Here is a 23,913-nt window from a genome sequence, read left to right as displayed (position 1 = left end):
ATCAACAAACTTGGCACACTATTGAGTTCTCAAACAACAGACACACCCGGCACCACCACAACCCCACAGGGCCGCAGATCGCTCCGGAGCAACTTCCCAAACTTACCCGCGCACTTCACCCTAGTCAAATCAGCGTTTCCAACTCAGTGTTCCCGTAGGCTTCGTGGTCTTCTTTGCGGATCAACTCCGGGGAGCAGCGCGGAAATAAACTCTACCACCACTTTGGCCGGCTGACAAAACGGCCCCAGAGAGGTGCCCCTCCCGCAAGAATCTGGCACGGCTGCCGGACACAACCGCGGCACGAAAAAGCCCGGAACCGCAAGGGTTCCGGGCCTTCCCGGTACTCGGCCCGCTATTAGCCGAGCGCCTTGAAGTACACGGCACCCAACGGGGGCAGCGTCACGCTGAGCGTGGCCGGCTGGCCGTCGCTGCCGTCGTCGGACGCTGTCAGGGGTCCGACGTTCAGGACGTCAGAACCCCCGTAGGCAGCGGCGTCGGTGTTCAACACTTCCTGCCACTGGCCCGCGGCCGGTACTCCCAGCCGGAAGTCCGCGTGCGGGGCGCCGGAGAAGTTCAGCGCGCAGACCAGAGGATTGCCGGCGGCGTCCCGCCGGATAAAGGTCAGGACGTTCCGGTCAGAGTCGCCGCCGTTGATCCACTGGAAGCCGTCGGGATGGTTGTCCAGTTCGTATAGGGCGGGGGTGGAACTGTAGAGCTCGTTCAGGTCCTTGGTGAGGAGTTGGATGCCCCGGTGTGCGGGGATATCTGCCAGCCACCAGTCCAGTCCGTGCTGCTCGGACCATTCCGCTTCCTGCCCGAACTCGGTACCCATGAAGATCAGCTGCTTGCCGGGGTGGGCCCACTGGTAACCCAGGAACGCGCGCAGGTTGGCCAACTGCTTCCAGCGGTCGCCGGGCATCTTGCGCAGCATCGAGCCCTTGCCGTGCACCACCTCGTCATGGCTGATTGGCAGCAGGAAGTTCTCCGTGTAGGCGTAGACCATAGAGAAGGTCACGGTGCCGTGGTGCCATTTCCGGTTGTACGGGTCCTCGGCCATGTACTTCAGCGAGTCGTGCATCCAGCCCATGTTCCACTTGATCCCGAAGCCCAGGCCGCCCTGGCTGGTGGGAGCGGTGACGCCGGGGAAGGCCGTGGATTCCTCGGCAATCATGACCGCACCGGGGTTTTTCTTGTAGACCGTGGCGTTGACTTCCTGCAGGAAGGACATCGCTTCGAGGTTCTCCCGGCCGCCGAAACGGTTGGGCTGCCACTGGCCTTCCTCGCGGGAGTAGTCGAGGTAGAGCATCGAAGCCACGGCGTCGACGCGCAGGCCGTCGATGTGGAATTCCTCCAGCCAGTAGAGCGCGTTGGCAACCAGGAAGTTGCGGACTTCGCGCCGGCCGAAGTCGAAGATCAGGGTGCCCCAGTCCGGGTGCTCGCCCAGGTTCGGGTCGGAGTGCTCGTACAGGGGCCCGCCGTCGAAGCGGGCCAGTGCCCACTCGTCTTTGGGGAAGTGCGCCGGGACCCAGTCCAGCAGCACGCCGATGCCCGCCTGGTGCAGTTCGTCCACGAGGTGCCGGAACTCGTCCGGGTGCCCGAAGCGCGAGGTCGGTGCGAAGTAGGACGTGACCTGGTAGCCCCACGATCCGCCGAAGGGGTGTTCGGCGACGGGCATGAACTCCACGTGGGTGAAGCCGAGCCATTTGACGTACTCCACGAGCTCCTTGGCCAGTTGGCGGTAGTCGAGCCCGACGCGCCAGGAGCCCAGGTGGACTTCGTAGACACTCATCGGCGAGTTGTGCGGATCCCGGGCGGCGCGGGCCTCCATCCATTCGGCGTCCCGGAAAACGTAGGAGGGCTCTACGACGCGGGAGGCGGTCAGCGGCGGGACTTCCGTGCCGAAGGCGAGCGGGTCTGCCTTCTCCACCCAGTAGCCATGCCTGGTCTTGATCTCGAACTTGTAGCACGCCCCTGCCACAACGCCAGGGATGAACAGTTCCCACACGCCCGAGGAGCCGAGTGAGCGCATGGAAAATTCCCGGCCGTCCCAGCCGTTGAAGTCGCCCTTGACCCGCATGGCCTCGGCGTTCGGTGCCCACACCGCAAAGGACACCCCGTCGACGTCGCCCAGGCCCGACTTGTAGTGCTGGACATGCGCGCCCAGGACATCCCAGAGGCGCTCGTGGCGGCCTTCGCCGATCAGGTGCAGGTCGATCTCCCCGACCGTGGGCAGGTAGCGGTAGGGGTCGTCCGCCTGCTGCGGGGCCTGGCCCTCATAGCTGACCTCGAGCCGGTAATCCGGCACGTGACCCTCGTCCACGGGCTCCAGCACGGCCACCCATACGCCGCTGGATTCGTGCGACATCGGGACGCTGCCGGCCGCGGTCACCACGGAAACGGACTCGGCGAGGTGCTTCACGGTGCGGATGGTCACATGGCCGTAGTCGTCAAGGTGGGCACCCAGGACCGAATGCGGCGCGTGGTGCTCTCCGGCGCCGACCCGCGCTAGGGTCTCCGCGTCTACCGGCATCGGGACGCCGGGTCGATCGGTACGTGCTGAACCTGTCATTTTGTTACCTTCCGCTGCGGCTTCGGCGAGAGCGCCGGAACCTGTACTGCCGAGGAGACTGCGGGACGCGTTGACCGGTATAGCAAGCCAGTCCGGCCTGTTCCGCAGTTCGTAAACAACTTCATAGAGGGCTTTGTCGAGCCACAACGCGACGAACAGTGGGGAGTCGCGGTTGATGCTGCCGGGTGTGACCTCCGCATAGCCGGCCAGGAAAGCCACGGCGCAGTCGTCCACCCAGCCTGCGGGCACGACGGCGCCGTCGTACTCGCGGACAGCCGCGCCGGCCGCGTAGTCGAAAGACCGCAACATGCCGACGACGTCGCGAAGCGGCACGTCCGGGACGTTGCGTTCGGAGATCGGCCGCAGCGGTTCGCCCTCAAAGTCCAGGATCGCCCAGCGCACGGCTGTCCCTGACCCACCGGGCACCTGCAGGATCTGGCCGAGGTGCAGGTCTCCGTGGATCCGCTGCAAAGGCCCGACGCTGCTGCCCTCGAGGCTCAACAGGAGTGCCTCCAGTTCATCGCCGAAGGGCCCGACGGCGGCGCCTGCCTCGGCCCACGACTGCCGGACCCGCCGGGCGACAGCGGTCGCGATGTCCCCGCCCGGCACTCGCTCGGCCGCAGTGCCCAACGCGTCGGCCAGCCGGCGGTGCACCGTGGCCGTGGCGACGCCCAGGGCGCGGGCCTCGGCGCTGAAATCGGTCCCGGTGCTGGCCGCATCCACCGCCAAGCGCCAGGCGTCGCGGCCGCGGCCGAGGAATTCGTGGGCGACGGCGAGTTCGCCGCGGACCGGGCGGCCGCCGGCGGAAGTCCCGGCCGGCCCGGCGCCGGCGCCGGGGGCCGGGACCGTCCAGTCGCCGGTGACCCAGCCCAGCGTGGCGGGCACCTCGGCGGTGCGCGCCGCGGTCAGTGCCGCACCGATCTCGACCTCGGGGTTCTGCCCTTCGGAGAGCACCCGGAAGAATTTGAGGATCGCGGCAGAGTCACCGTCGTCCACTATCACCGAAGTGTTGGACTGTTCGCCGGAGAGCACCCGGACCTTTCCGGTGGCGAAGGGCAGGCGGTAGTCCGATTCCACCAGGTGGCCGACGGCGGCACCGTCCGCGCTGCCGGCGCGTGCGCGCATCAACTGCAGCCAGGCCGCGATGAAGGCCGGGTCGTGGACGCCGTCATAGATCCAGCGGCGGCCCTGATCGACACCGTCGGCGGGGACCTCACCGAGCAGCGCCGCTCCGGCGCCGGCCAGCGGCAGCGGGCGGTAGCTGAGCGGCACCTGGACGACGTCGGTGCGGTTGCCGTCCGCCGTCGGGTACGTGACAGCCAGCAGCAGGATCTCAAGCCCGGCCCCGTCCCCCGGCTGTCCGGCTCCCGGACCGCCGTCAAGGCGCACGCGGCCCACCGGTTCGAAGCCGAAATGCGCGCTTTTGACGGGGAACCAGCGCTGCCGCGGAAGCCAACCGCGGAGCAGGGCATCCAGTGGCGGGGGGAAAATGGGCGGAGTCATATCAGCCTTCGAGTGACAGGATAGGCATCGCCGTGGTGTTGGGTGAGGCCGGGTTGGAGGTGGACGCCCGGATCCGCAGCCAGAAGAAATCGTGGCTGCCCAGGGTCAGGGTCAGCGTCCCGTCGTCGGCAATGGCCGGGAACGCCTGGCCGCCGAAGACGTCGCGCAGGCCCCGGCCGGCGTACTGCGGCACCTTCAGCGTGGTGGCCACCGGGTGCTGGGACAGGTTGAAGGCGCACAGGATGCTCTCAGGATCCTCTCCGGCGGCGTTGCCTGCCGGCAGCTCACGCAGGTAGGCCAGGACGACGTCGTGGTCCGCCTCGATGTGCTGGAATGTGCCCAGCCCGAAGGCGGGATGGTTCTTGCGGACGCTGAGGATCTGACGCGTCCAGCGCAGCAGCGACCCTGAGTGTGCCGCCTCCGCCTCGACATTCGCCATGCTGTAGTTGTAGACCAGCGACTGGATCACCGGCAGGTACAGCTTGCCCGGGTCGGCATGGGAGAACCCGGCGTTTCGGTCCGGGTTCCATTGCATCGGGGTGCGGACCGCGTCGCGGTCCTCGAGCCAGATGTTGTCGCCCATGCCGATCTCGTCGCCGTAGTACAGGAACGGGCTCCCCGGGAGCGAGAGGAGCAGGGCATTGATGAGTTCGATCTCCGAGCGGGAGTTGTCCAGCAGCGGGGCCAGCCGGCGGCGGATACCGATGTTGGCGCGCATCCGCGGGTCCGGCGCGTACCAGCCCAGCATCGCGGCGCGCTCGTCCGACGTGACCATTTCCAGGGTCAGCTCGTCGTGGTTGCGCAGGAAGGTGCCCCACTGGGCGCCCTCGGGAATGTCCGGGGTGTCCTTCATGGTCTGGATGATCGGGGCGGCCTTCTGGTCCCGCAGCGCGTAGTACAGCCGCGGCATGATCGGGAAGTGGAACGCCATGTGGCATTCCGGCTCCTCCTCGCTGCCGAAGTACTCCACCACTTCGGCCGGCGGCTGGTTGGCCTCGGCGATGATCACACGGCCCGGGTAACTCTCATCGACCATCTTGCGTAACTTGCGCAGGAATTCGTGGGTCTGCGGCAGGTTCTCGCAGTTGGTTCCCTCTTCTTCGAACAGGTACGGAATGGCGTCCGCGCGGAAACCATCGATGCCCTGGTCGAGCCAGAACCGCACGACGTCGAAGAGGGCGTCAACGACCTTGGGATTTTCGAAGTTCAAATCCGGCTGGTGGCTGAAGAACCGGTGCCAGAAAAACTGGCGCCGGATTGGATCGAAGGTCCAGTTGGACTCCTCCGTGTCCACGAAGATGATGCGGGCGTCCTGGTATTTCTCGTCCGTGTCGCTCCAGACGTAGAAGTCGCCGAACGGGCCGTCCGGGTCCTTGCGCGACTCCTGGAACCAGGGGTGCTGGTCTGAGGTGTGGTTCAGCGGCAGGTCAATGATGACCCGGACGCCGCGGGCATGGGCCTCAGCGACGAGCCGCTTGAAATCGCTGATGGTGCCGAATTCGTCCAGCACGGAGTTATAGTCCGAAATGTCGTAACCGCCGTCCCGCAGCGGTGACTGGAAAAAGGGCGGCAGCCAGAGGCAGTCGACGCCGAGCCACTGGAGATAGTCGAGTTTTTCGATCAGCCCGTGGAAGTCGCCGGATCCGTCGCCGTTGCCGTCCGCGAAACCCCGCACCAGGACCTCATAAAAGACCGCCTTGCGGTACCAGAGCGGATCGTGCTGGAGGCCGGGCGCGTTCAATTCGAAGGACCCCTTCGGCGTGAACTGGTTGGAACTGCTAGGACTGAAACTCACTGGCGCTGCCTCCGGATGCTAAGGATGTGGGCGGGTTCGACGTGGGCGTCTAAGCGTACGTAGTTGTACTCGCCCCATTCCCAGCTTTCACCGCTGAGCAGGTCATCGACGATGAAGCCGCCGTTGTGCGTCAGGTTGTCCGGCTCCAGTTCGAGGGCCGCCAGGTCCAGCGACACCGTGCTTTCCCGGGTGCTGTGCGGATCCACGTTGACCACGAAGATCAGCGTGTCCTTGGTGCCGTCCGGAAGCGTCTTGTGCTTCGAATAGACGATGGTGGCGTCGTCGGTGCTGGCGTGCAGGGTCAGGTTCTGCAGGTCGCCGAGGGCCGGGTGCGCGTGCCGGATGGCGTTGAGCCGGGTCAGGTACGGGGCCAGGTTCCGTCCGGACTCCGCCGCCGCATCCCAGTCGCGGTCCTTGTACTCGAACTTCTCGTTGTCGATGTACTCCTCCGCGCCCGGCCGGGCCACGTGTTCGTACAGCTCGTACCCGGCGTAGACACCCCAGCTGGGGCTGGCGGTGGCGGCGAGCGTGGCGCGGATTTTGAAGGCAGCCGGGCCCCCGAACTGCAGGTACTCGGTAAGGATGTCCGGGGTGTTGACGAAGAAATTCGGCCGGAAGTAGGCCGGGGATTCGTGGCTGATCTCCTGGAAGTACTCCTCGAGTTCCTCCTTGGTGTTGCGCCAGGTGAAGTAGCTGTAAGACTGCTGGAATCCGGCCCGGCCCAGCGCGTGCATCATGGCCGGCCTGGTGAAAGCCTCCGCGAGGAAGACGACGTCAGGGTTCTTCTTGTTGACCTTGGCGATCAGCCATTCCCAGAACCAGACAGGTTTGGTGTGCGGGTTGTCCACGCGGAAGATCTTCACCCCGTGGCTGATCCAGAGCTGGACGATCCGCAGGATCTCGTTGGCCAGTCCGGCGGGGTCGTTGTCGAAGTTGAGCGGAAAAATGTCCTGGTATTTCTTCGGCGGGTTTTCGGCGTAGGCGATGCTGCCGTCCACGCGGGTGGTGAACCATTCGGGATGGCTCTGCACCCACGGATGGTCCGGGGCGGCCTGCAGCGCGAGGTCCAGGGCCACTTCCAGCCCCAGTTCGCCGGCCCGTGTCACAAAGGCGTCGAAGTCCGCGAAGGTCCCGAGATCCGGGTGGATGGCGTCGTGGCCGCCCTCCTTTGCACCGATCGCCCACGGGGAACCGGGGTCCTGCTGGCCTGCCAGCAGGGTGTTGTTCGGGCCCTTCCGGTGCTGGGTACCGATCGGGTGGATCGGCGGCAGGTAGATGATGTCGAAGCCCATCGCGGCGACAGCATCAAGGCGCTTCGCGGCAGTGCGGAACGTCCCGGAGGTCCATTCACCGGTCTCGTGGTTGCGCACGGCGCCCTCGGAGCGCGGGAAGAACTCGTACCAGGCGCCGCGTCCGGCGAGTTCACGCTCCACCAGCAGCGGGTAGGGCTCGGAGGCCGTCACCAGTTCGCGGATCGGCTGCCGGGAGATGACTGCTGCCACATCGGCGCTGAAGCCGGCGGCCAGGCGCTCCTCGGGTGTCTTCGTGCTGTCCACTAGGCCGACGACGGCGATCCGCAGCGTCCGGCGGTCGGCGGAGGGGCGGGCGGCCTCCTCGGACGCCGCGGTCAGCAGCGCGGCGCCCTCGGCCAGCATCAGCTCGACGTCGATGCCTGCCTCGACCTTGACCTCCGCGTTGTGGTGCCACGTGCCGTAGCGGTCATGCCAGGCCTCAATGACGAAGGACCACCGGCCGGTGCCGGAGGGGGTGAGTCGGCCTTCCCAGCGGTCGGTGCCGGCACCCCGGTCGCCGCGCGGCGGTGCCAGGCGGACGCGCTGCCGCTCCTTGCCCCGCGGGTCCAGGAGCACGGCACTGACGCCGAGCATGTCGTGGCCCTCCCGGAATGCGGTGGCGCCCACCACGATACTCTCGCCCACAACGGCCTTGGCGGGGAATTTCCCGTCTTCGACCGCAGGCTCCACGCCGGTGATCGGAAATCTGCCGAATTTGAGCCCATCCGTGATCAGGGCCTTCGGCTTTTGCTTGGACACGGCACTGGTTCGCGAGTTAGTCGTCACAGGCTCGACGTTATCTACAAATCGCAGAGATTGCTAAGGTTGCTCAGTTTTTGGCCGAGTCACGGCGGCCACCCGACATTTACCTTAAAGAAACCCACAGCGGTTTCGGGGCCCTGCAATTGTCCGTTAGGGTTTCGCAGGTGAAGGCTATCCGCAGATTTACCGTCCGAACTGTTCTTCCCGAATCGATCCGGCCTTTGGCGCGGCTCGCCACCAACCTGCGCTGGTCGTGGCACCTGCCCACCCGGGAGCTCTTCGAACAGCTCAACCCGGCGGTCTGGGCTGAGAGTGAACACGACCCGGTGACCTTCCTCGGCCTGGTCAGCCGGGAGGAGCTGCAGCGTCTCGCCGCGGACCAGGACGTGGTGGGCCGGGTCCATGCCGCCGCCCAGGACCTGGATCATTACCTGGAGCAACCCCGCTGGTACCAGAGCCTGGGCGAAGACGCGCCCCGCTGCATTGCGTACTTCTCACCCGAGTTCGGCATCACCGAGGTCCTGCCGCAGTACTCCGGCGGTCTCGGAATCCTGGCCGGCGACCATCTGAAGGCAGCTTCGGATCTGGGCGTCCCGCTGATCGGCGTCGGCCTGCTGTACCAGGCGGGCTACTTCAAGCAGTCGCTGTCCCGCGACGCCTGGCAGCAGGAGACCTACCCCGTTCTGGACCCCGACGGCCTGCCGCTGACCCTGCTCCGCGAGGCCTCCCCGGACAACAGCGGCCGCCCCGTCCTGATTTCGCTTCCGCTCCCCAACGGCCGCCGCCTGCTGGCGCACGTGTGGCGGGCCGACGTCGGGCGTGTCCCGCTGCTGTTGCTGGACTCCAACGTTGCAGGGAACGACGACGCGGCGCGCGGCATCACGGACCGTCTCTATGGCGGCGGCGGCGACCACCGGCTCCAGCAGGAGCTCCTGCTGGGGATGGGCGGGGTCAAGGCGCTGCGGGCCTTCCAACGGCTGACGGGCGCCCCCGCACCGGAGGTTTTCCACACCAATGAGGGCCATGCCGGTTTCCTGGGGGTCGAACGCATCCAGGAATTGATGTCCGGGGAGAGCCCCCTCAGCTGGGACGAAGCCCTGACCGCGGGCCGCGCCTCCACGGTGTTCACCACGCACACTCCCGTGCCGGCCGGCATTGACCGCTTCGAGACGTCGCAGATCGAGCATTTCTTCGCCGCCGGGCTGGCTCCCGACGTTCCGATCGCGAAGATCCTGGACCTGGGCCGCGAAGATTATGCCGATGGCAACCCGTTCGTCTTCAACATGGCCGTGATGGGGCTGCGGCTGGCCCAGCGGGCCAACGGCGTGGCGAAGCTGCACGGCGTCGTCTCCCGGGGCATGTTCTCCGCTCTCTGGCCGGGTTTCGATCACTCCGAGGTGCCCATCACCTCGGTCACCAACGGCGTCCATGTGCCCACCTGGGTGGACCCGAGGGTCTCCCAGCTGGCCCGCGAGCACTTCGGCTCCGACGCCGAGACCCAGGGCCGCTGGGACCTGGCCTATAACGTCAGCGACGAAGCCGTGTGGGCGCTGCGCCGCGAAATGCGCGTCTCCCTGGTCGAGGACGTCCGTCGTCGGCTCCGGGCCGCCTGGAAAACGCGTGGCGCCGCGGACGCCGAGCTGTCCTGGACCGACTCGGTGCTGGATCCTGATGTCCTGACAATCGGCTTCGCCCGGCGGGTGCCTACCTACAAACGCCTGACGCTGATGCTGCGGGATCCGGCACGGCTCAAGGCGCTGCTGCTGCACAAGACCCACCCGATCCAGCTGGTCATTGCGGGCAAGTCGCACCCGGCCGACGATGCCGGCAAGAAAATGATCCAGGACCTGGTCCGTTTCACCGACGACCCCGAGGTCCGGCACCGGATCGCGTTCCTGCCCAACTATGACATCGCCATGGCCAGGACCTTGTTCCCCGGCTGCGACGTGTGGCTCAACAACCCGCTCCGCCCGCTCGAGGCGTGCGGAACGTCCGGCATGAAGGCGGCCCTGAACGGCTCCCTCAACCTCTCCGTGCTGGACGGCTGGTGGGACGAGATGTACGACGGCGAGAATGGCTGGGCGATTCCGACGGCGAACAACGACGCGTCCCCCGACGAGCGCGACGACATCGAAGCCGCGGCCCTGTACGAGCTCCTGGAAACCCAGGTGGCGCCGAAGTTCTACGGCCTCACGGTCTCCGCGGGGGCCGGCGCCGCCGGCCCCTCGCAGTCCGGGCCGCAGGAAGTCCCCACGCACTGGGTCTCAATGATCAAGCACACCCTGGCGCATCTGGGCCCGGCCGTGTCCGCGGAGCGGATGCTGCAGGATTACGTCAACGTCCTCTACCGGCCCGCCGCGATCGCCGGCCGGGACGCCTCGGCGGACAACTTCGCCGAGGCGAAGGGCCTTGCCGCCTGGTGCTCACGGATCCGCGCGGCCTGGCCCCAGATCCAGGTGGAACACGTGGACTCGGTGGGTGTCTCCGAGGACCCGCAGATCGGCGACTACCTGCAGGTAAATGCGTACGTGGCGCTCAGCACCCTGCTACCGGAGGATGTTTCGGTCGAGGTAGCCTACGGCCGCGCCGAGGACAGTGACGAATTGACTAACGTCACCGTCGCGGAACTGCAGTCCTTGGAAGACCTCGGCAAGGGCCGGTACCTGTTCAGCGGCACCCTCGTCATTGACCGGTCCGGATCCTTCGGCTACACCGTCCGGGTGCTGCCCCAGCATGAAGGACTGGCGTCCAAGGCCGAACTGGGACTGATCGTCAACGCCTGACCTGTGGCTCCTCGGCGGTTCGCAACCGGTCATCCTCCGCGTGCTCGCTCGTTCCTCGCTTAGACGCACGCTTCCGGATAACCGGTTGCGAACCGCTGACCGTTAAGCCAGCTATAGGCAGACGGCGATGACGGCGAGATCCGTGCCGGCGTAACGTTCGGCGTCCTGCAGGATTTCGCAGATCACTCCGAAGGAGCGGTCGGCCCGGAAGACGGCCGGGACCTGCCAGATGATGGTGGCCGGGGCCTGGCCGTGCTCAGTGACGTTGTCGGCGAAGTCGTTCAGCGAGTCGTTAAGGGCATCCAGGTTCAAGCCGTAGTGCTCGGGGAAAGCCAGCGCCCCGCCGAAGGCCAGCAGCACGCCCTTCTTGGCGTCCGCCGCGGGGACCAGCAGGGCCCGGCGGCCGGCGTCGTTCACCTGCTCACGTAATTCTTCGAGGGTCCAGGTGTCGGCGGAGAAAATCTTCATGGGCTCCTACTTGCCTTCGGCGATGAATTTGAACGATCCGTAATGGTCGGCGGTGAAGTACTTTTCGCTGCCGCCGCCCACCACGATCCGGCGGGCGCCCCGGTCCGACTCCCCCGGGGTTATCACGGTGAATTCGCGGTAGTACCCGGACGGCTTCTGCGGGAGGATCCTTTCAAAGTTCCCAAACGGGACATTGTCGCGGGGATAGGGGTATGGGCCGCCCTTGGAGATGAGGTTCAGCGTCTGGCGTGCTTCGGGCGGCAGTTCGGACGCCATGATTTCGGTGAGGCGGGAGGGATTGACGACGCCGGCCGCAGGCGTCCTGGCCGCCGTCGCGCTGGCGGCGGGGCTGGTCCGGCCGGCCTCTGGCGGGGCAGTACCGGGCTGCGGGGTGCCGAGCAGCACAAAGGCCAGCACCACCAGCCCCATGATCACGGCAAGCAGGGCTGTCAGCCGCGTGATCTTCATTCGTGCTTCCCCTGCCTGGTGTGCCGGCCGCTAGAGGCGGTAGATGCTGATGCTGTTGGCCTGGATCACGTCCCGCTCGCCGGAGGAGATACGAACACCCTGACGCCGGTCGTGCAGTTCCGAAGTGGTCAGCCGGAGTTCGAAGAGCCGGTTGGCGGCGTCGTCGTCGTCGGGGATGGCCGGGAGCGTGACCTTGACGTCCTGGGCGCCGCCGTTGACGACGACGAGGCCGGTCAGGTCGCCATTGTCGGATCCCAGCAGGAGCTGAACCACCCGGTGCCCGGGGTCCTGCCACCGGTCTCCGGACATCCGCTCGCCGTGGACATCGAACCAGTGGAAATGGGACCCTTGGTCCCGAGCAGGGTAGTCGTGCGGCTGTCCGGCGAGGAACTCCTTGCGAAGCCGGATCACGCGCTTGGTGCTGCGCAGCATGGAGTGTGATTCCGGAGTGCTGGTCCAGTCGATCCAGGTGAGCGGGTTGTCTTGGCAGTAAGCGTTGTTGTTCCCCTGCTGGCTGCGGCCGATCTCGTCACCGGCGGTGATCATCGGCACACCCTGGGAAATCATCAGGGAAGCCATCAAATTCCTGCTGGTCTGGCCGCGCTTCGAAAGGACCTCCTCGTCTTCGGTACGGCCCTCGAAGCCGTGGTTGTAGCTGCGGTTGTCGCCGTGCCCGTCGCGATTCTGCTCCCCGTTCGCCTCGTTGTGCTTGCGGTCGTAAGAGACCAGGTCCGCCAGGGTAAAGCCGTCGTGGGCGGTGATGAGGTTGACCGAGGCCAGCCGGCTCCGTCCCGAGGCCGCGAACAGGCTCGCGGAACCGGACAACGCGTCCGCGAGGCGCGCAACCGAACCGCCCTGGCCTCCCGCGTCGATCGCTGCGCGGTCGGCCAGCCAGAAAGTGCGCACGGCATCCCGGAAATGGTCGTTCCAGTCCACCCAGCCCGCGGGGAACCGGCCCGTCTGCCAGCCGCCGTAGCCGACGTCCCAGGGTTCGGCGATGAGCTTGGACTCGGACAACACCGGATCAGCGGCAATCGCGACCAGGAAGGGGTGCCGCGGATCGAACTCGTTCGCGGTAGTGCGGCACAGCGTGACGGCCAGATCGAAGCGGAAGCCGTCGATGTGGAATTCATTCACCCAGTAGCGCAGGGAGTCCAGCACCAGCTGCACCACCCGGGGCTCGCCGAAGTTCAGGCTGTTGCCGCAGCCGGTGGTGTCCACGTATTTTCCGTGGCCGTCGTGGCGGTAGTATTCCAGCTCGCCGAGGCCGCGGAAGTTCAGCGTCGGGCCGTCCGTGCCGCCTTCCGCGGTGTGGTTGTAGACAACGTCGAGAATGACTTCTAGTCCTGCGGCGTGAAGGAGCTTGACCATGCCCTTGAATTCATCCTGCACGGCCTGCGGTCCGGCGTCCTGTGCCCCCTGGGTGGCGTAGCCCGGGTGCGGCGCGAAGAACGCCGCCGTGTTGTAACCCCAGTAATTGGTCAGGCCCAAGTCCTGCAGGTGCGGCTCATCCACGTGGAAATGGACGGGAAGGAGCTGGACGGCCGTGACCCCGAGGGAGAGGAGGTGCTCGACCATGGCCGGATGCGCCATGCCCGCGTAGGTGCCTTGGAGGTGCTCCGGGATGTCCGGATGCAGCATCGTCTGGCCGCGGACATGGGCCTCGTAAATGATGGTATTGCGCCAAGAGGTTTGCGGCGCCTGGTCCGCACCCCAGTCGAAGTCGCCGGCCATCCGGACGTTGGTGACGGAGTCGCCGCGTTCATCCACTCCGCGGCCGTACGGGTCCAGCAGCAGCGGCTGCACGCCGTCGGCGTCGAAGTCCACCGTCGGCACCGGGAGGGCCAAGGCGTCCACCTGTGGCGAAGCGCGCAGGCCGTAGCGCGAGCCGGCCGGCAGCCCCTCGACGATGCCGTGGTGCACGCCGTCCGTGATGTTCGGCAGGGGCGCCAGCTGCCAGCTTCCGCCCGGGGCGAGGTAGGCGATGTCCAAGGTGTCCACTCCGGGGGCATAGACGGCCACATTCGCGCAGCTGCCCCGGGGATCGTCCGTCGTCGGGGAGCCCGTGCGGGGGACGCTGACACCCAGCGGAAAAGGCCGCGAGAGATCCGCGGTGGTGGCTGAATCGATATAGGGCTTGACCATCGCTTAAAGCTTAGCCGGGGATGACAAATGGGCACCGTTTCGTTCTTGGGGCCAAGGCATGGGCAGCGTAGGGTCGAGGACCCGCATACTGGGAGGAGGCGCTGAACTGGAGGTACTTGTGCGCATAGCACTTGCTCAAATCATCACCGGCCGCGAGCTGGAGCGGAATCTGGCCCTCGTGCGGGACTATGCCCGCCAGGCGAAAGCGGGGGGTGCGGACCTGGTGGTCTTCCCCGAAGCGACCATGCGCGCGTTCGGCAACTCGCTGCTGGACATCGCCGAACCCTTGGACGGCCCGTGGGCCTCGCAGGTCCGCGCCATCGCAGCTGATGAGGGCATCGTCGTGGTGGTCGGCATGTTCACCCCGGGGGCGGCCGGGGCCGGTGCCCTTAAGGTCCGCAACACGCTCCTGGCCACCGGTCCCGGAGTGGACGCCAGCTACGACAAAATCCACCTTTTCGACGCCTTCGGCTTCGCGGAATCGGACACAGTGGACGCCGGCACCCAGCCCGTGACGTTCGACGTCGGCGGCGTCACCTTCGGCCTGGCCACCTGCTATGACGTCCGTTTCCCGGCCCTGTTCACGGAAAACGCGGAACGCGGCGCCCAGGTCAACATTGTCTGCGCCTCTTGGGGTGCCGGGCCGCGCAAGGTGGAGCAGTGGAAGCTGCTGTCCCGGGCCCGCGCCGTGGATTCCACCACCTTCGTCCTGGCGTGCGGCCAGGGCGACCCCGCCAGCCAGGGCCTCGAGGCCAAGGGCTCTGCCCCCACCGGCGTCGGGCACTCCGCCGTCGTCTCCCCCTTCGGCGAAGTCCTGCAGGAGCTCGACGCCGCCCCCGGTCTCCTGTTCGCGGACCTGGACCCCGCCGTCGTCCAGGACGCCCGCAGCAAACTCCCGGTCCTCGCCAACCGCCACAGATTCTAGGGACGACTCACCGCCAACACGGAGAGGCAAATCGCTGGAAGCGGAGATTTGCCAGGAGCGCGTCGCCGACCAAAGCGGAGGGAGCCCGCCCGCGGCCGAACGGAGCGCCGGGAGGTGTCTAAGCGACGGCAAAACTCCGGTTGCGGCGGGACCCGACGACGGCCAAGGCTATTTGGCGGCGCGCTGGCGGGAGATCTCGTAGAGGGAGATGCCGACGGCCATGGACGCGTTCAGCGATTCCATCGCGGAGTCGATCGGGATGGAGACGATCTGGTCGCAGTTTTCGCGGACCAGCCGGCTCAGGCCCTTGCCCTCGGACCCGACGACGATGCAGACCGGTTCGGTGGCCAGGGCGAGGTCCGGCAGCGACACATCGCCGTCGCCGTCCAGGCCCAGCACGTAGATGCCCATGTTCTTGAAGGCCTTGAGCGTGCTGTTAAGGTTGGCGGCGCGGGCCACGGGGACTCGTACGGCCGCTCCCGCACTGGTCTTCCACGCCGAGGCGGTGACGCCCACGGATCGGCGTTCCGGCACGACCACGCCATGGCCGCTGAACGCCGAGACCGAGCGGATGATCGCGCCCAGGTTGCGCGGGTCGGTGATGCCGTCGAGGGCGACGAAGAGCGGCGCGTTGGCGACGTGGCCCTTCTTCCAGCTCTCGATGGTCTCCTCGGCCAGGTCGAAGGCGTCCTGGTATTCGTACGGCGGGATCTGCAGCACGAGCCCCTGGTGAATGGCGTCGTCGGTCATCCGGTCCAGTTCCGGCTTGCCGGTTTCGAGCAGCGGGATGCCGCGTTCGGCCGCGAGCTTGAGCGACTCCTTGACGCGGTCGTCCATCTCGATGCGGATGGCGACGTGCAGGGCCTTGGCCGGGATGCCGGCGCGGAGGGCCTCGACCACGGAGTTGCGGCCGGTGACGACTTCCTCGGTGGCACGGCCCTTGGGACCCGAGCGGGCGCCGGCGTTGCGGGCACCCGGGCCCGGACCCCGCTTGGCTGCCGAGCGGTCCGCGAGCTGTTTGTTCTTGTGGGCCTTGTGGTACGGACGGTCCTCCGCCTTGGGAGTCGGGCCCTTGCCCTCAAGGGCCTTGCGGCCGTGGCCCCCGGTCCCGACGGTGGGGCCCTTCTTCATTTTGACCGAGCGGCGACCGTTGTTGGCCATGAGTTTCACCCTTTTAACTACGCGATTCGTTGATAAGTCTGAACTCCAGTCTACTGACTCGAGTTAAATCCTCGACCGCAGGGTCATCGACCGGCGCCCTTCGTCCCGCCGCGGCACAGCGGTTTAGCCCCGCTTGAGGCTCCAGCTTGCGCCGTCCGCACCGTCCTCGACGACGACCCCGGCCGTGGCGAGGGTGTCCCGGATGGCGTCCGAGGTGGCCCAGTTCTTGTCGGCCCGGGCCAGGGCCCGGGCCGCGAGCTGGGCCTCGACGAGTACGTTGAGGGCCTCCATTTCGCGGGCGTCCGCCGCGGGGCCGGACGCCACGGAATTCAGGCCCAGGACGCGCAGCATGTCATTAAGTTCGTGCAGCGCCTGCCGCGCATCCTCCAGCCGCCCCTCCGTCAGGGCCGTGTTGCCGGACCGGACTGTCTCGTGCACAACCGCGAGGGCCTGCGGCACGTTGAGGTCGTCGTCCATGGCGCGCTCGAAGGCCTCCGGCACCTGCCCGTAGGTGGCGAAGCCGTAGGACCCTCCGTCAGACAGTGCCCGAACGGCGCGGCTGATGAAGCCTTCGATGCGTTCGACGGCTGCGGCGGACTCCTCCAGCGACGTGGGACGGTAGTCCAGCACGGAACGGTACTGTGCCTGCCCCAGGTAGTACCGGACCACCCGCGGCGATGCGAGCTGCAGCATCTCCGACGGGCTGACGGTGTTGCCGATGGACTTGGACATCTTCTCGCCGGCGTAGGTGACCATGCCGTTGTGCATCCAGAAGTTCGCGAATCCCTGGCCGGCGGCCTGCGACTGGGCCATCTCGTTCTCGTGGTGCGGGAAGCGGAGGTCCAGGCCGCCGCCGTGGATATCGAACTCGTCACCTAGATATTTGCTTGCCATCGCAGAGCACTCCAGGTGCCAGCCCGGCCTGCCGGCGCCCCACGGCGAGCCCCAGCCCGCCGTCGCCGGTTCCCCGTCCTTGTGGCCCTTCCACAGGGCAAAATCGCGCGGATCCTTCTTCCCCCTAGGGTCAGCATCCGCAGCACCCTGCATATCGTCGATGTTCTGGCGCGTCAGGGAGCCGTACTTGGACCACGAGCGCACATCGAAGTAAACGTCCCCGGACTCGTCGAGGGCAGGGTAGGCGTGGCCGCGGTCGATCAACGTTGCGATGAGGGCGTGCATTTCCGGGATGTGGCCGGTGGCGCGCGGCTCGTAGGTGGGGCGGGAGACGCCGAGGGCGTCGTAGGCCTTGAGGAATTCCTGCTCGTAACGGTAGGCCAGCGCCCACCACTCCTCACCGCGGACGGAACCCGGCTCGTCCTCGAAGTCCGGCCCGAACGAGTCAGCGGACTTGGCCAGGATCTTGTCGTCGATGTCGGTGACGTTGCGGACCACTGTCACCCGGAAGCCCCGGTACTCCAGCCAGCGCGTGAGTTGGTCAAAGGCGATCGCGGAGCGGATGTGCCCCACGTGCGGCATGCCCTGCACCGTGGCGCCGCAGTAGTACAGGCTCACATTTCCAGGAACCAAGGGGACGAAGTCGCGGACTTCGGCGGATGCAGTGTCGTAAAAGCGCAGGGTCACCGCTCCAGATTAGCCGATGCCCGGGAGGCCGGCCCTGCGGTCCTATTTGCAGTGCTGACCGATCTTGTCCAACTGCTGCCTGAGCTGGGTGAGCTGGTCCTGGGTCTGGGTTCCGGTGGAACTCGCGGCCACCTGCTTCATGATGTCCGCCATCTGCTGGATGGGCTCCGCGACCTCCGGCGCCACCTTGTCCGCGACGTTCCGGTAGTGCTCACTGATCTGACCGGCTTTTTCCTTGTCGCTCCCGGAGGGGACGAAGGCGTCGGTGTTGAGGTACGTGCAGCTTTCGGTAACGCTCATCCTGGGCGTGGTGGTGGCGGGCGGTGCGGCCGCACCGGAGCATCCCGCCAGCAGCGTTCCGGTAAGTCCGGTAATTCCGATAGTTAGGACGACGGCGGGACGCAGCTTTTTCATGGGAAGTCTCCTGACCAGTCCGGACGGCGTAATCCCTTAAGCGTAGGCCCGAAAGCCCGGAACGGCTCAGCCGACGAAGCTCAGCCGGCGGGGTAGACCAGGGCGGTGGCCGTAGCCGCGATGCCTTCGCCGCGGCCGGCGAATCCAAGCCCGTCGCTGGTGGTGGCCGAGACACTCACGGGTGCGCCGGCGGCTTGGCTGAGGACCCGCTGCGACTCTTCCCGGCGCGGACCGAACTTGGGCCGGTTGGCCACAAACTGCACGGCAATGTTCCCGATCTCGAAGCCCTCGGCGCGCACGATCCGGGCCGCTTCGGCGAGCAGAGTGACGCCCGAGGCCCCGGCGTATTCGGGGCGGTCGGTGCCGAAGTGCGTGCCGAGGTCACCGATCCCGCAGGCGGAGAATAGCGCGTCGGCGGCCGCGTGCGCGACCGGGTCGCCGTCGGAATGGCCGGCGAGCCCCCGTTCACCGTCCCAGCGGAGGCCACCGAGCCACAACGGCTGCGGCGCTTCCTCCGGGGCGTAGGCGTGGACGTCGATGCCGATGCCGGTTCTGGGGAGGGGCATCCGGTTAAGCTGCGGCTCGTTCACGGCCACGCCTAGCCCTCCACCCAGCGCACACCGAGTGGGCCCTCGAGGAGTCCCTCGGCGAGGATGAGGTCCAGCGGTGTGGTGATCTTTAGCGACTGGCTGGCACCGCGCACCGCATAGACAGGTACGCCCAGCAGTTCCACCAGCATGGCGTCGTCCGTGACAGCCGCATGCTCCGTGGCGTCGAAGCCTGCGGCGGCCTCGTGGGCGCGGACCAAGGTGGCGGCGTCGAAGCCCTGCGGGGTCTGAACTGCCCGCAAGGCTTCGCGCGGCGCGGTGCCGGTGACCATCTCCGGGGCGATTTCGGCGTCGGGGCCCTGGGTGTGATCTACGGTCTTGACGGTGTCGACGACGGGAATCACGGGGATGACGGCCACCGCGCCGGAGGCCAGGGCTGCGGCCACCCGGTGGAAGACGGATTCCGGGGTCAGCGCCCGGGCGGCGTCGTGGACCAGCACGAATTGGGTGCCCGGCGTGAGCGCCGCAAGCGCGGCACGCACGGAGTCGGCACGGCTGGCCCCGCCGTCGACAGTGCTAACCGCGGGCAGTTGGCCGTCCTCTCCCGGCGCCGCGGTGCCGAGATACTCCGCCTGCAGTTCCGCCGCGAACGCCTCGCACTGGGCCCGGAGTTCCGGGTCTCCCGGCGGGATGGCGACGCAGATCTGCCGGGCAACGCCCGCTGCGGCTACGCCGCGCAGGGCGTGCGTAAGGATACTGTCGCCGCCCAGCGGCACCTTGGCCTTTGGCATGCCGTAGCCCAGGCGCTGGCCGGATCCGGCCGCGACGAGGATGACCGCGGTGACGTGAGCTGTCGATGCAGTGTTCATGCGGACAAGACTACGTCCCGGCGCTCCGCCGCAGCCGAACCAGCTCGCCGTTGTTGTCCTGTCAGGGCCCGGAAGGTCAATATTTGCCAGTCTGCTGGACTGATTTTGGGCAAAAAGAAGCCCGGCGGCCGTTACGCCACCGGGGTTCGATTCTTAGCTAGGAAGCCAGGACCTCGTCGAGAACGCTTGCAGCCTTCTCTTCATCAGTCTTCTCCGCCAGTGCCAGTTCTGAAATCAGAATCTGGCGGGCCTTGGCCAGCATGCGCTTCTCCCCTGCGGAGAGACCCCGGTCATGATCACGGCGCCACAAGTCGCGGACGACCTCTGCCACCTTGATGACGTCACCGGAAGCAAGCTTCTCCAGGTTTGCCTTGTAACGACGCGACCAGTTGGTGGGCTCTTCAGTGAACTCGGCGCGCAGCACATCAAACACGTGCTCCAAGCCTTCCTTGCCCACTACGTCCCGGACCCCAACAAGGTCAACGTTCTCTGCTGGAACTTCAATGGTCAGATCACCCTGAGCCACCTTGAGCTTGAGATACATCTTCTCTTCGCCCTTGACAGTGCGCATCTTGATTTCTTCAATTTTTGCTGCACCGTGGTGAGGGTAAACTACTGTTTCGCCGACCTCAAAAACCATGTGGACATTCCCCTTTCCCGCAAACCAGTTTATCACGATTAAGGCATATGACTCCCATGGTTCGGGGCCCAAAACCGCGTAAATCCGCGGAAAATCGCAGGAATCGACTCTCCAAAACCCTTGACGGATGCGAATAATAGTGCATTGCCAACCCTCCGCCAAGGGGTCACGAATTCGGCACACGGGGAGCATTACAAAGGTCGCCCCTTCGAGCGACGGCGGTGGCCGGAGGCAGTGCCGCCGGTGCCCGCGCGCGTCATGATGGACTCGCCCGAATCCGCATTTGATGGCTATTGCCGATAGGCTATGCCTGAATAATGTTTCAAGACTCTCAAGGAGTGCGTGACGTGCGTTTCACTGCGATGACCCGGGGCCGGCGCGGCAAGCTGGCAATGGCAACGGCTGCTCTGGGCATTGGCCTGCTGTCCGTGACCGGTTGCGGCTACATTAACCCCCAGCAGACCTCTGTGCAGTACTCCGCTTCGGACGGAACGCGCACTGACCTCGGCCCGCTCCAGCTCCGCAACATGATGGTCATCTCCGACGGGAAGAATGAGGCCGGCCGCGTGATCGGCGCCGTGTACAACACCTCCTCCAAGGACGTATTGCTCACCCTCAAAGGCGCCAGCGGTTCCCAGACCCAGGTTCAGGTCAAGAAAAACTCTTATGTCCTGCTCAACGACAGCACGGACCCGGCGCTCCTCAGCACAACGGGCGCCAAGCCCGGTTCCGTGTTGGACGTGACGATCCGCGAGGATGTCACCAACCTGGAGGCCAAGTTCAAGATGCCGGTCCTGGACGGCACGCTCACCGAATACAAGCAGTATCTGCCCACCGCCGAGCCCACGAGCTCCGGGACCGCGTCGGGTGCTGCCACGCCGTCGTCGCCGTCGTCGACCCCTTCGCCGAGCAGCAGCCACTAGCCTCCAACGCCAGCCGCGGCGCGACCGCACAGGCAAAAGGAGGGGCACCCGTGGGTGCCCCTCCTTTTGCGTTCTGGGATTTTTGCGTTCTGTAGCTTTTGAGTTCCGGGGCGCCGCGGGCCGCGGCACGGTCAGGCTAGGGCTCGAACTTGTACCCCAGCCCGCGGACCGTGATCAGGTACCGCGGCGCCGACGGATCCGGCTCAACCTTGCTGCGCAGCCGCTTGACGTGCACATCCAAAGTCTTGGTGTCACCCACGTAGTCGGAGCCCCAGACCCGGTCGATGAGCTGGCCCCGGGTGAGCACCCGGCCGGAGTTGCGCAACAGCATCTCGAGCAACTCAAATTCCTTCAGCGGCAGTGACACCTGCTCGCCCTTGACGCTCACCACATGCCGTTCAATGTCCATCCGGACCGGGCCGGCCTGGACGGTACTGGAGACCAGTTCCTCGGGTTCGCCGTGGCGGCGGAGGACAGCGCGGACCCGGGCTACCAGTTCCCGCGAGGAGTAGGGCTTCGTGACGTAGTCGTCGGCTCCCAGTTCCAGGCCCACCACCTTGTCTATCTCGGCATCCTTGGCGGTCAGCATGATGACCGGGACGGAGGACCGCTGACGCAACTGGCGGCACACCTCAGTTCCGGACTGCCCGGGCAGCTGCAGATCCAGCAGCACCAGGTCTGCGCCGTTGCGGTCGAATTCGGTGATGGCGTCGAGGCCGTTGTCCACGACTTCCACCTCGAATCCTTCCTTGCCGAGCAGGTAGGAGAGGGGGTCACTGAACGATTCCTCGTCCTCGACAATAAGAATCCGGCTCAAGCGCTAGCTCCTTGCTCATGGACGCCGGCGGCGTCACTTCGTTCTGGTCGTGCGTTCTGCGAGCGCCGTCGGGGATCCGCGGAGGGCTCGTCCTGGCCTTCCATCTCCGGAAGGCGGATGGTGAAGGTGGAGCCCTGTCCGGGTTGGGACCAGAGCGTCACCTCGCCACCGTGGTTGGCCATCACGTGCTTGACGATGCTCAGGCCCAGCCCGGTGCCGCCGGTGTGGCGGGAGCGGGCGCTGTCCACACGGTAGAAGCGTTCGAAGACCCGCTCCTGGTCCTCGGAGCTGAGGCCCTCCCCCTGGTCCGTTACGGAGACCGCGACCAGGCCGTCCCGGGCCCGCACCCCGACGCCCACCCGGGTGTTCTCCGGCGAATAGCGGATGGCATTGTCGATCAGGTTCCGCAACGCCGTGACGAGCAAGTCCTGGTCGCCGTAGACCATCGCATCGGCCCGGCCGCCCACTACAATCTCGATGTTCTTGCTTTCGGCGGGAAGCTGGGACCGGTCCACGGCCTCTGCGACCACCGTGTTGATGTCCACGGGGTGCGCCTGCTGGGCCACGTTGGCACCCTGCAGGCGGGAGAGTTCGATGATGTCCTGCACGAGCGCGGCCAACCGGGTGGACTCCTTATGCATGCGCTTGGCGAACCGGCGGACGGCTTCCTCATCGTCGGGCGAGGCTTCCAGCGCCTCCGCCAGCAGCGAGATCGCGCCGACCGGGGTCTTCAGCTCATGCGAAACGTTGGCCACAAAGTCGTTGCGGATCTCTTCCGTGCGGGTGAACTCGGTGCGGTCATCAGCGAGCAGCAGAATATATTCCTCTCCGAGCATGGCCGCACGGACCTGCACCACAATGGTTCCCGAGCCCAGCGGGCCGCGCGGCAGCTCGAGCTGCCTCTCCAGGATCACGCCGTCGCGCCGGACCTTCGCGGTCATCTCCAGTAACTGCTGGTGCACCACGGTGTGCCCGCGGACCAGGCCGTAAGCGTAGGCGGCGGGGCTGGCGCGCACCACGCCGTCGACCGCGTCCACCACGACGAAGGCGCGCCCGACGACGGCGAGCACCTCGGCGGCTCCGTCGGGGAGCGATGGATCGTCGGTTTCGACGTCACTGATTTTGCGTTGCTGCTCGCTCACCCGGAAGGCGAGCACGCCAAAGATGCCGAGCGACAGGCCGATCAGTCCCGCGATCACGCCGATAAGCATTGGGTCCACAGCTCCAGCTTATGCGCTGCGGCCCGCCGGAAATCGAAACGTGTGCGATCGCGGCGCCGGTTCAGCTAACGTTCACCTATAGAGGCGTAACAGTTCACCGGAGAGTGGAAGGGTGGCAGGTTGAACGCCGCTACGGTGAAACGAAACGGGCCGGCCACTGCGGTGCCCGGCGACGTTTCCGAGGAAAGGACGCACCAGTGCGCAAGGTTTTTCAGGAAGAGCTCGCCCAGGTCGGTGAGCAGCTCATCGAAATCTCGAAACTCGTCAGCGAGGCCTTCGAGAAGGCCACGACCTCCTTCGAGGGCGCCGACATCGACCTCGCCGAGGACGTCATCGCGGCCGACGCCCGGATCGACTTCCTGCAAAACAGCCTCGACGAGCGTGCCATCGACATCCTCGCCCTGCAGGGCCCGGTGGCCAGCGACCTGCGCATGATCGTGGGCTCGCTGCGGATGAGTGCCTCGCTGGAGCGGATGGGCGACCTGGCCCGGCACATCGCCCAGCTCGCAAGGCTCCGTTACCCGGCCAACGTCATCCCGGAGACGCTTCGGGAGACCTTTAGGAGTTTCGCCAAGCACGACCTGGAGATCGCAGAAAAGCTTACCGTGCTGCTGGAGACCCGGGACCTCGAGGTTGCCCGCGAAATCCTCAAGGCCAACGCCGTTGTCAACGACCTCCACCTGAGCGTCTTCAAGGCGATCGCGCGCAGCGACTGGCCGGGATCCGCCGCAACCACCGTGGACGTGGCGCTGGCCAGCCGCTACTTCGAGCGCTTCGCGGACCACGGGGTGTCCGTCACGCAGAAGGTCACCTACCTGGTCACCGGCGCGTGGCAGCCGAGCAGCATCGAGCACAGCTGACGCCTCTGCCGTTTCAACAGCAGACAGTCCGACGGCGGGGGGGGGGGCGGGGGGGGGGGGGGGGGCCCGGGGGGGGGGGGGGGGGGGGGGGGGGGGGGGGGGGGGGGGGGGGTGTGGGGGGGGGGGGGGGGGGGGGGGGGGGGGGGGGGGGGGGGGGGGGGGGGGCGGGG

The 23,913-nt window shown here is 66.6% G+C and carries 18 protein-coding genes; 4 read left to right on the top strand and 14 right to left on the bottom strand.

Annotation, left to right across the window (positions count from 1 at the left end; genetic code table 11):
* Positions 1-355: 355 nt before the first annotated feature.
* From ABIB14_RS17770 to ABIB14_RS17760, 3 genes are read right to left on the bottom strand one after another with little or no spacing between them, the layout of a single operon-like run.
* Entirely contained in the window at positions 356-4,072 is a 3,717-nt protein-coding gene (locus tag ABIB14_RS17770; protein ID WP_354237232.1) for a 1,4-alpha-glucan branching enzyme, read from the bottom strand.
* A gap of 1 nt (position 4,073) precedes the next feature.
* Positions 4,074-5,867: a maltose alpha-D-glucosyltransferase gene (gene treS, locus ABIB14_RS17765; protein WP_354237231.1), complete on the bottom strand. Its 1,794-nt coding sequence runs from the start codon at positions 5,865-5,867 to the stop codon at positions 4,074-4,076.
* Entirely contained in the window at positions 5,864-7,945 is a 2,082-nt protein-coding gene (locus tag ABIB14_RS17760) for an alpha-1,4-glucan--maltose-1-phosphate maltosyltransferase (protein WP_354237230.1), read from the bottom strand. The genes treS and ABIB14_RS17760 overlap by 4 nt, the downstream gene beginning before the upstream one ends.
* 140 nt (positions 7,946-8,085) lie before the next feature.
* On the opposite strand from ABIB14_RS17760, the gene glgP reads away from it, so the two are divergent.
* Entirely contained in the window at positions 8,086-10,704 is a 2,619-nt protein-coding gene (glgP, locus tag ABIB14_RS17755; RefSeq protein WP_354237229.1) for an alpha-glucan family phosphorylase, read from the top strand.
* Between the two features lie 111 nt (positions 10,705-10,815).
* Here the strand turns inward: glgP and ABIB14_RS17750 are convergent, their stop codons facing one another.
* Genes ABIB14_RS17750 through glgX form a run of 3 tightly spaced genes read right to left on the bottom strand, consistent with a single transcriptional unit; the run spans position 10,816 to position 13,785 of the window.
* On the bottom strand, positions 10,816-11,172 hold the full coding sequence (locus tag ABIB14_RS17750) for a barstar family protein (protein WP_354237228.1): 357 nt from the start codon (positions 11,170-11,172) through the stop codon (positions 10,816-10,818).
* 6 nt (positions 11,173-11,178) lie between these two features.
* Positions 11,179-11,640: a guanyl-specific ribonuclease gene (locus ABIB14_RS17745; protein ID WP_354237227.1), complete on the bottom strand. Its 462-nt coding sequence runs from the start codon at positions 11,638-11,640 to the stop codon at positions 11,179-11,181.
* A 30-nt stretch (positions 11,641-11,670) separates the two neighbouring features.
* On the bottom strand, positions 11,671-13,785 hold the full coding sequence (gene glgX, locus ABIB14_RS17740; RefSeq protein ID WP_354237226.1) for a glycogen debranching protein GlgX: 2,115 nt from the start codon (positions 13,783-13,785) through the stop codon (positions 11,671-11,673).
* Between the two features lie 118 nt (positions 13,786-13,903).
* On the opposite strand from glgX, the gene ABIB14_RS17735 reads away from it, so the two are divergent.
* The gene (locus tag ABIB14_RS17735) at positions 13,904-14,710 is read left to right on the top strand and encodes a carbon-nitrogen hydrolase family protein (RefSeq protein ID WP_354237225.1); all 807 of its coding nucleotides are present in this window, start codon (positions 13,904-13,906) and stop codon (positions 14,708-14,710) included.
* Positions 14,711-14,878: 168 nt separating this feature from the next.
* Here ABIB14_RS17735 and rlmB read toward each other — a convergent pair whose 3' ends face one another.
* The 6 genes from rlmB to ABIB14_RS17705 form a co-directional block, all read right to left on the bottom strand.
* Positions 14,879-15,871, bottom strand: coding sequence for a 23S rRNA (guanosine(2251)-2'-O)-methyltransferase RlmB (gene rlmB / locus ABIB14_RS17730; RefSeq protein WP_354237224.1), 993 nt, complete (start codon positions 15,869-15,871; stop codon positions 14,879-14,881).
* 123 nt (positions 15,872-15,994) lie between these two features.
* Entirely contained in the window at positions 15,995-17,452 is a 1,458-nt protein-coding gene (cysS, locus tag ABIB14_RS17725) for a cysteine--tRNA ligase (RefSeq protein WP_354237223.1), read from the bottom strand.
* Between the two features lie 42 nt (positions 17,453-17,494).
* The gene (locus tag ABIB14_RS17720; protein WP_354237222.1) at positions 17,495-17,866 is read right to left on the bottom strand and encodes a hypothetical protein; all 372 of its coding nucleotides are present in this window, start codon (positions 17,864-17,866) and stop codon (positions 17,495-17,497) included.
* A gap of 80 nt (positions 17,867-17,946) precedes the next feature.
* A complete protein-coding gene (gene ispF, locus ABIB14_RS17715; RefSeq protein WP_354237221.1) occupies positions 17,947-18,432 on the bottom strand; it encodes a 2-C-methyl-D-erythritol 2,4-cyclodiphosphate synthase in 486 nt (161 codons plus the stop codon).
* A gap of 32 nt (positions 18,433-18,464) precedes the next feature.
* Positions 18,465-19,283 (bottom strand): 2-C-methyl-D-erythritol 4-phosphate cytidylyltransferase, encoded by an 819-nt coding sequence (gene ispD / locus ABIB14_RS17710; RefSeq protein ID WP_354237220.1) that lies wholly within the window; start codon positions 19,281-19,283, stop codon positions 18,465-18,467.
* Positions 19,284-19,440: 157 nt separating this feature from the next.
* Entirely contained in the window at positions 19,441-19,923 is a 483-nt protein-coding gene (locus ABIB14_RS17705) for a CarD family transcriptional regulator (protein WP_026266570.1), read from the bottom strand.
* A gap of 347 nt (positions 19,924-20,270) precedes the next feature.
* Between ABIB14_RS17705 and ABIB14_RS17700 the strand changes: the two genes are divergently transcribed.
* Positions 20,271-20,846, top strand: a complete 576-nt coding sequence (locus tag ABIB14_RS17700) for a hypothetical protein (RefSeq protein ID WP_354237219.1) — start codon at positions 20,271-20,273, stop codon at positions 20,844-20,846.
* Between the two features lie 136 nt (positions 20,847-20,982).
* On the opposite strand, the gene ABIB14_RS17695 is transcribed toward ABIB14_RS17700, so the two are convergent.
* Both ABIB14_RS17695 and ABIB14_RS17690 read right to left on the bottom strand, forming a co-directional pair.
* Positions 20,983-21,663: a response regulator gene (locus tag ABIB14_RS17695; protein WP_354237218.1), complete on the bottom strand. Its 681-nt coding sequence runs from the start codon at positions 21,661-21,663 to the stop codon at positions 20,983-20,985.
* Entirely contained in the window at positions 21,660-22,874 is a 1,215-nt protein-coding gene (locus ABIB14_RS17690; protein ID WP_354237233.1) for a sensor histidine kinase, read from the bottom strand. The genes ABIB14_RS17695 and ABIB14_RS17690 overlap by 4 nt, the downstream gene beginning before the upstream one ends.
* A 206-nt stretch (positions 22,875-23,080) precedes the next feature.
* Between ABIB14_RS17690 and phoU the strand changes: the two genes are divergently transcribed.
* Positions 23,081-23,743, top strand: a complete 663-nt coding sequence (gene phoU, locus ABIB14_RS17685; protein WP_354237217.1) for a phosphate signaling complex protein PhoU — start codon at positions 23,081-23,083, stop codon at positions 23,741-23,743.
* Positions 23,744-23,913 lie beyond the last annotated feature (170 nt).

This window comes from Arthrobacter sp. UYEF3, assembly GCF_040546245.1.
Taxonomy (GTDB): Bacteria; Actinomycetota; Actinomycetes; order Actinomycetales; family Micrococcaceae; genus Arthrobacter.
This window is presented reverse-complemented; position numbering and strand designations above follow the sequence as displayed.

Bases quoted from the DNA above. Each gene is read 5' to 3' on its own strand.
- ABIB14_RS17770 (WP_354237232.1), bottom strand. From the start codon at position 4,072: ATGACTCCGCCCATTTTCCCCCCGCCACTGGATGCCCTGCTCCGCGGT.
- ABIB14_RS17750 (WP_354237228.1), bottom strand. From the start codon at position 11,172: ATGAAGATTTTCTCCGCCGACACCTGGACCCTCGAAGAATTACGTGAG.
- ABIB14_RS17745 (WP_354237227.1), bottom strand. From the start codon at position 11,640: ATGAAGATCACGCGGCTGACAGCCCTGCTTGCCGTGATCATGGGGCTG.
- glgX (WP_354237226.1), bottom strand. From the start codon at position 13,785: ATGGTCAAGCCCTATATCGATTCAGCCACCACCGCGGATCTCTCGCGG.
- rlmB (WP_354237224.1), bottom strand. From the start codon at position 15,871: ATGGCCAACAACGGTCGCCGCTCGGTCAAAATGAAGAAGGGCCCCACC.
- ABIB14_RS17720 (WP_354237222.1), bottom strand. From the start codon at position 17,866: ATGAAAAAGCTGCGTCCCGCCGTCGTCCTAACTATCGGAATTACCGGA.
- ispF (WP_354237221.1), bottom strand. From the start codon at position 18,432: ATGCCCCTCCCCAGAACCGGCATCGGCATCGACGTCCACGCCTACGCC.
- ispD (WP_354237220.1), bottom strand. From the start codon at position 19,283: ATGAACACTGCATCGACAGCTCACGTCACCGCGGTCATCCTCGTCGCG.
- ABIB14_RS17705 (WP_026266570.1), bottom strand. From the start codon at position 19,923: ATGGTTTTTGAGGTCGGCGAAACAGTAGTTTACCCTCACCACGGTGCA.
- ABIB14_RS17690 (WP_354237233.1), bottom strand. From the start codon at position 22,874: ATGCTTATCGGCGTGATCGCGGGACTGATCGGCCTGTCGCTCGGCATC.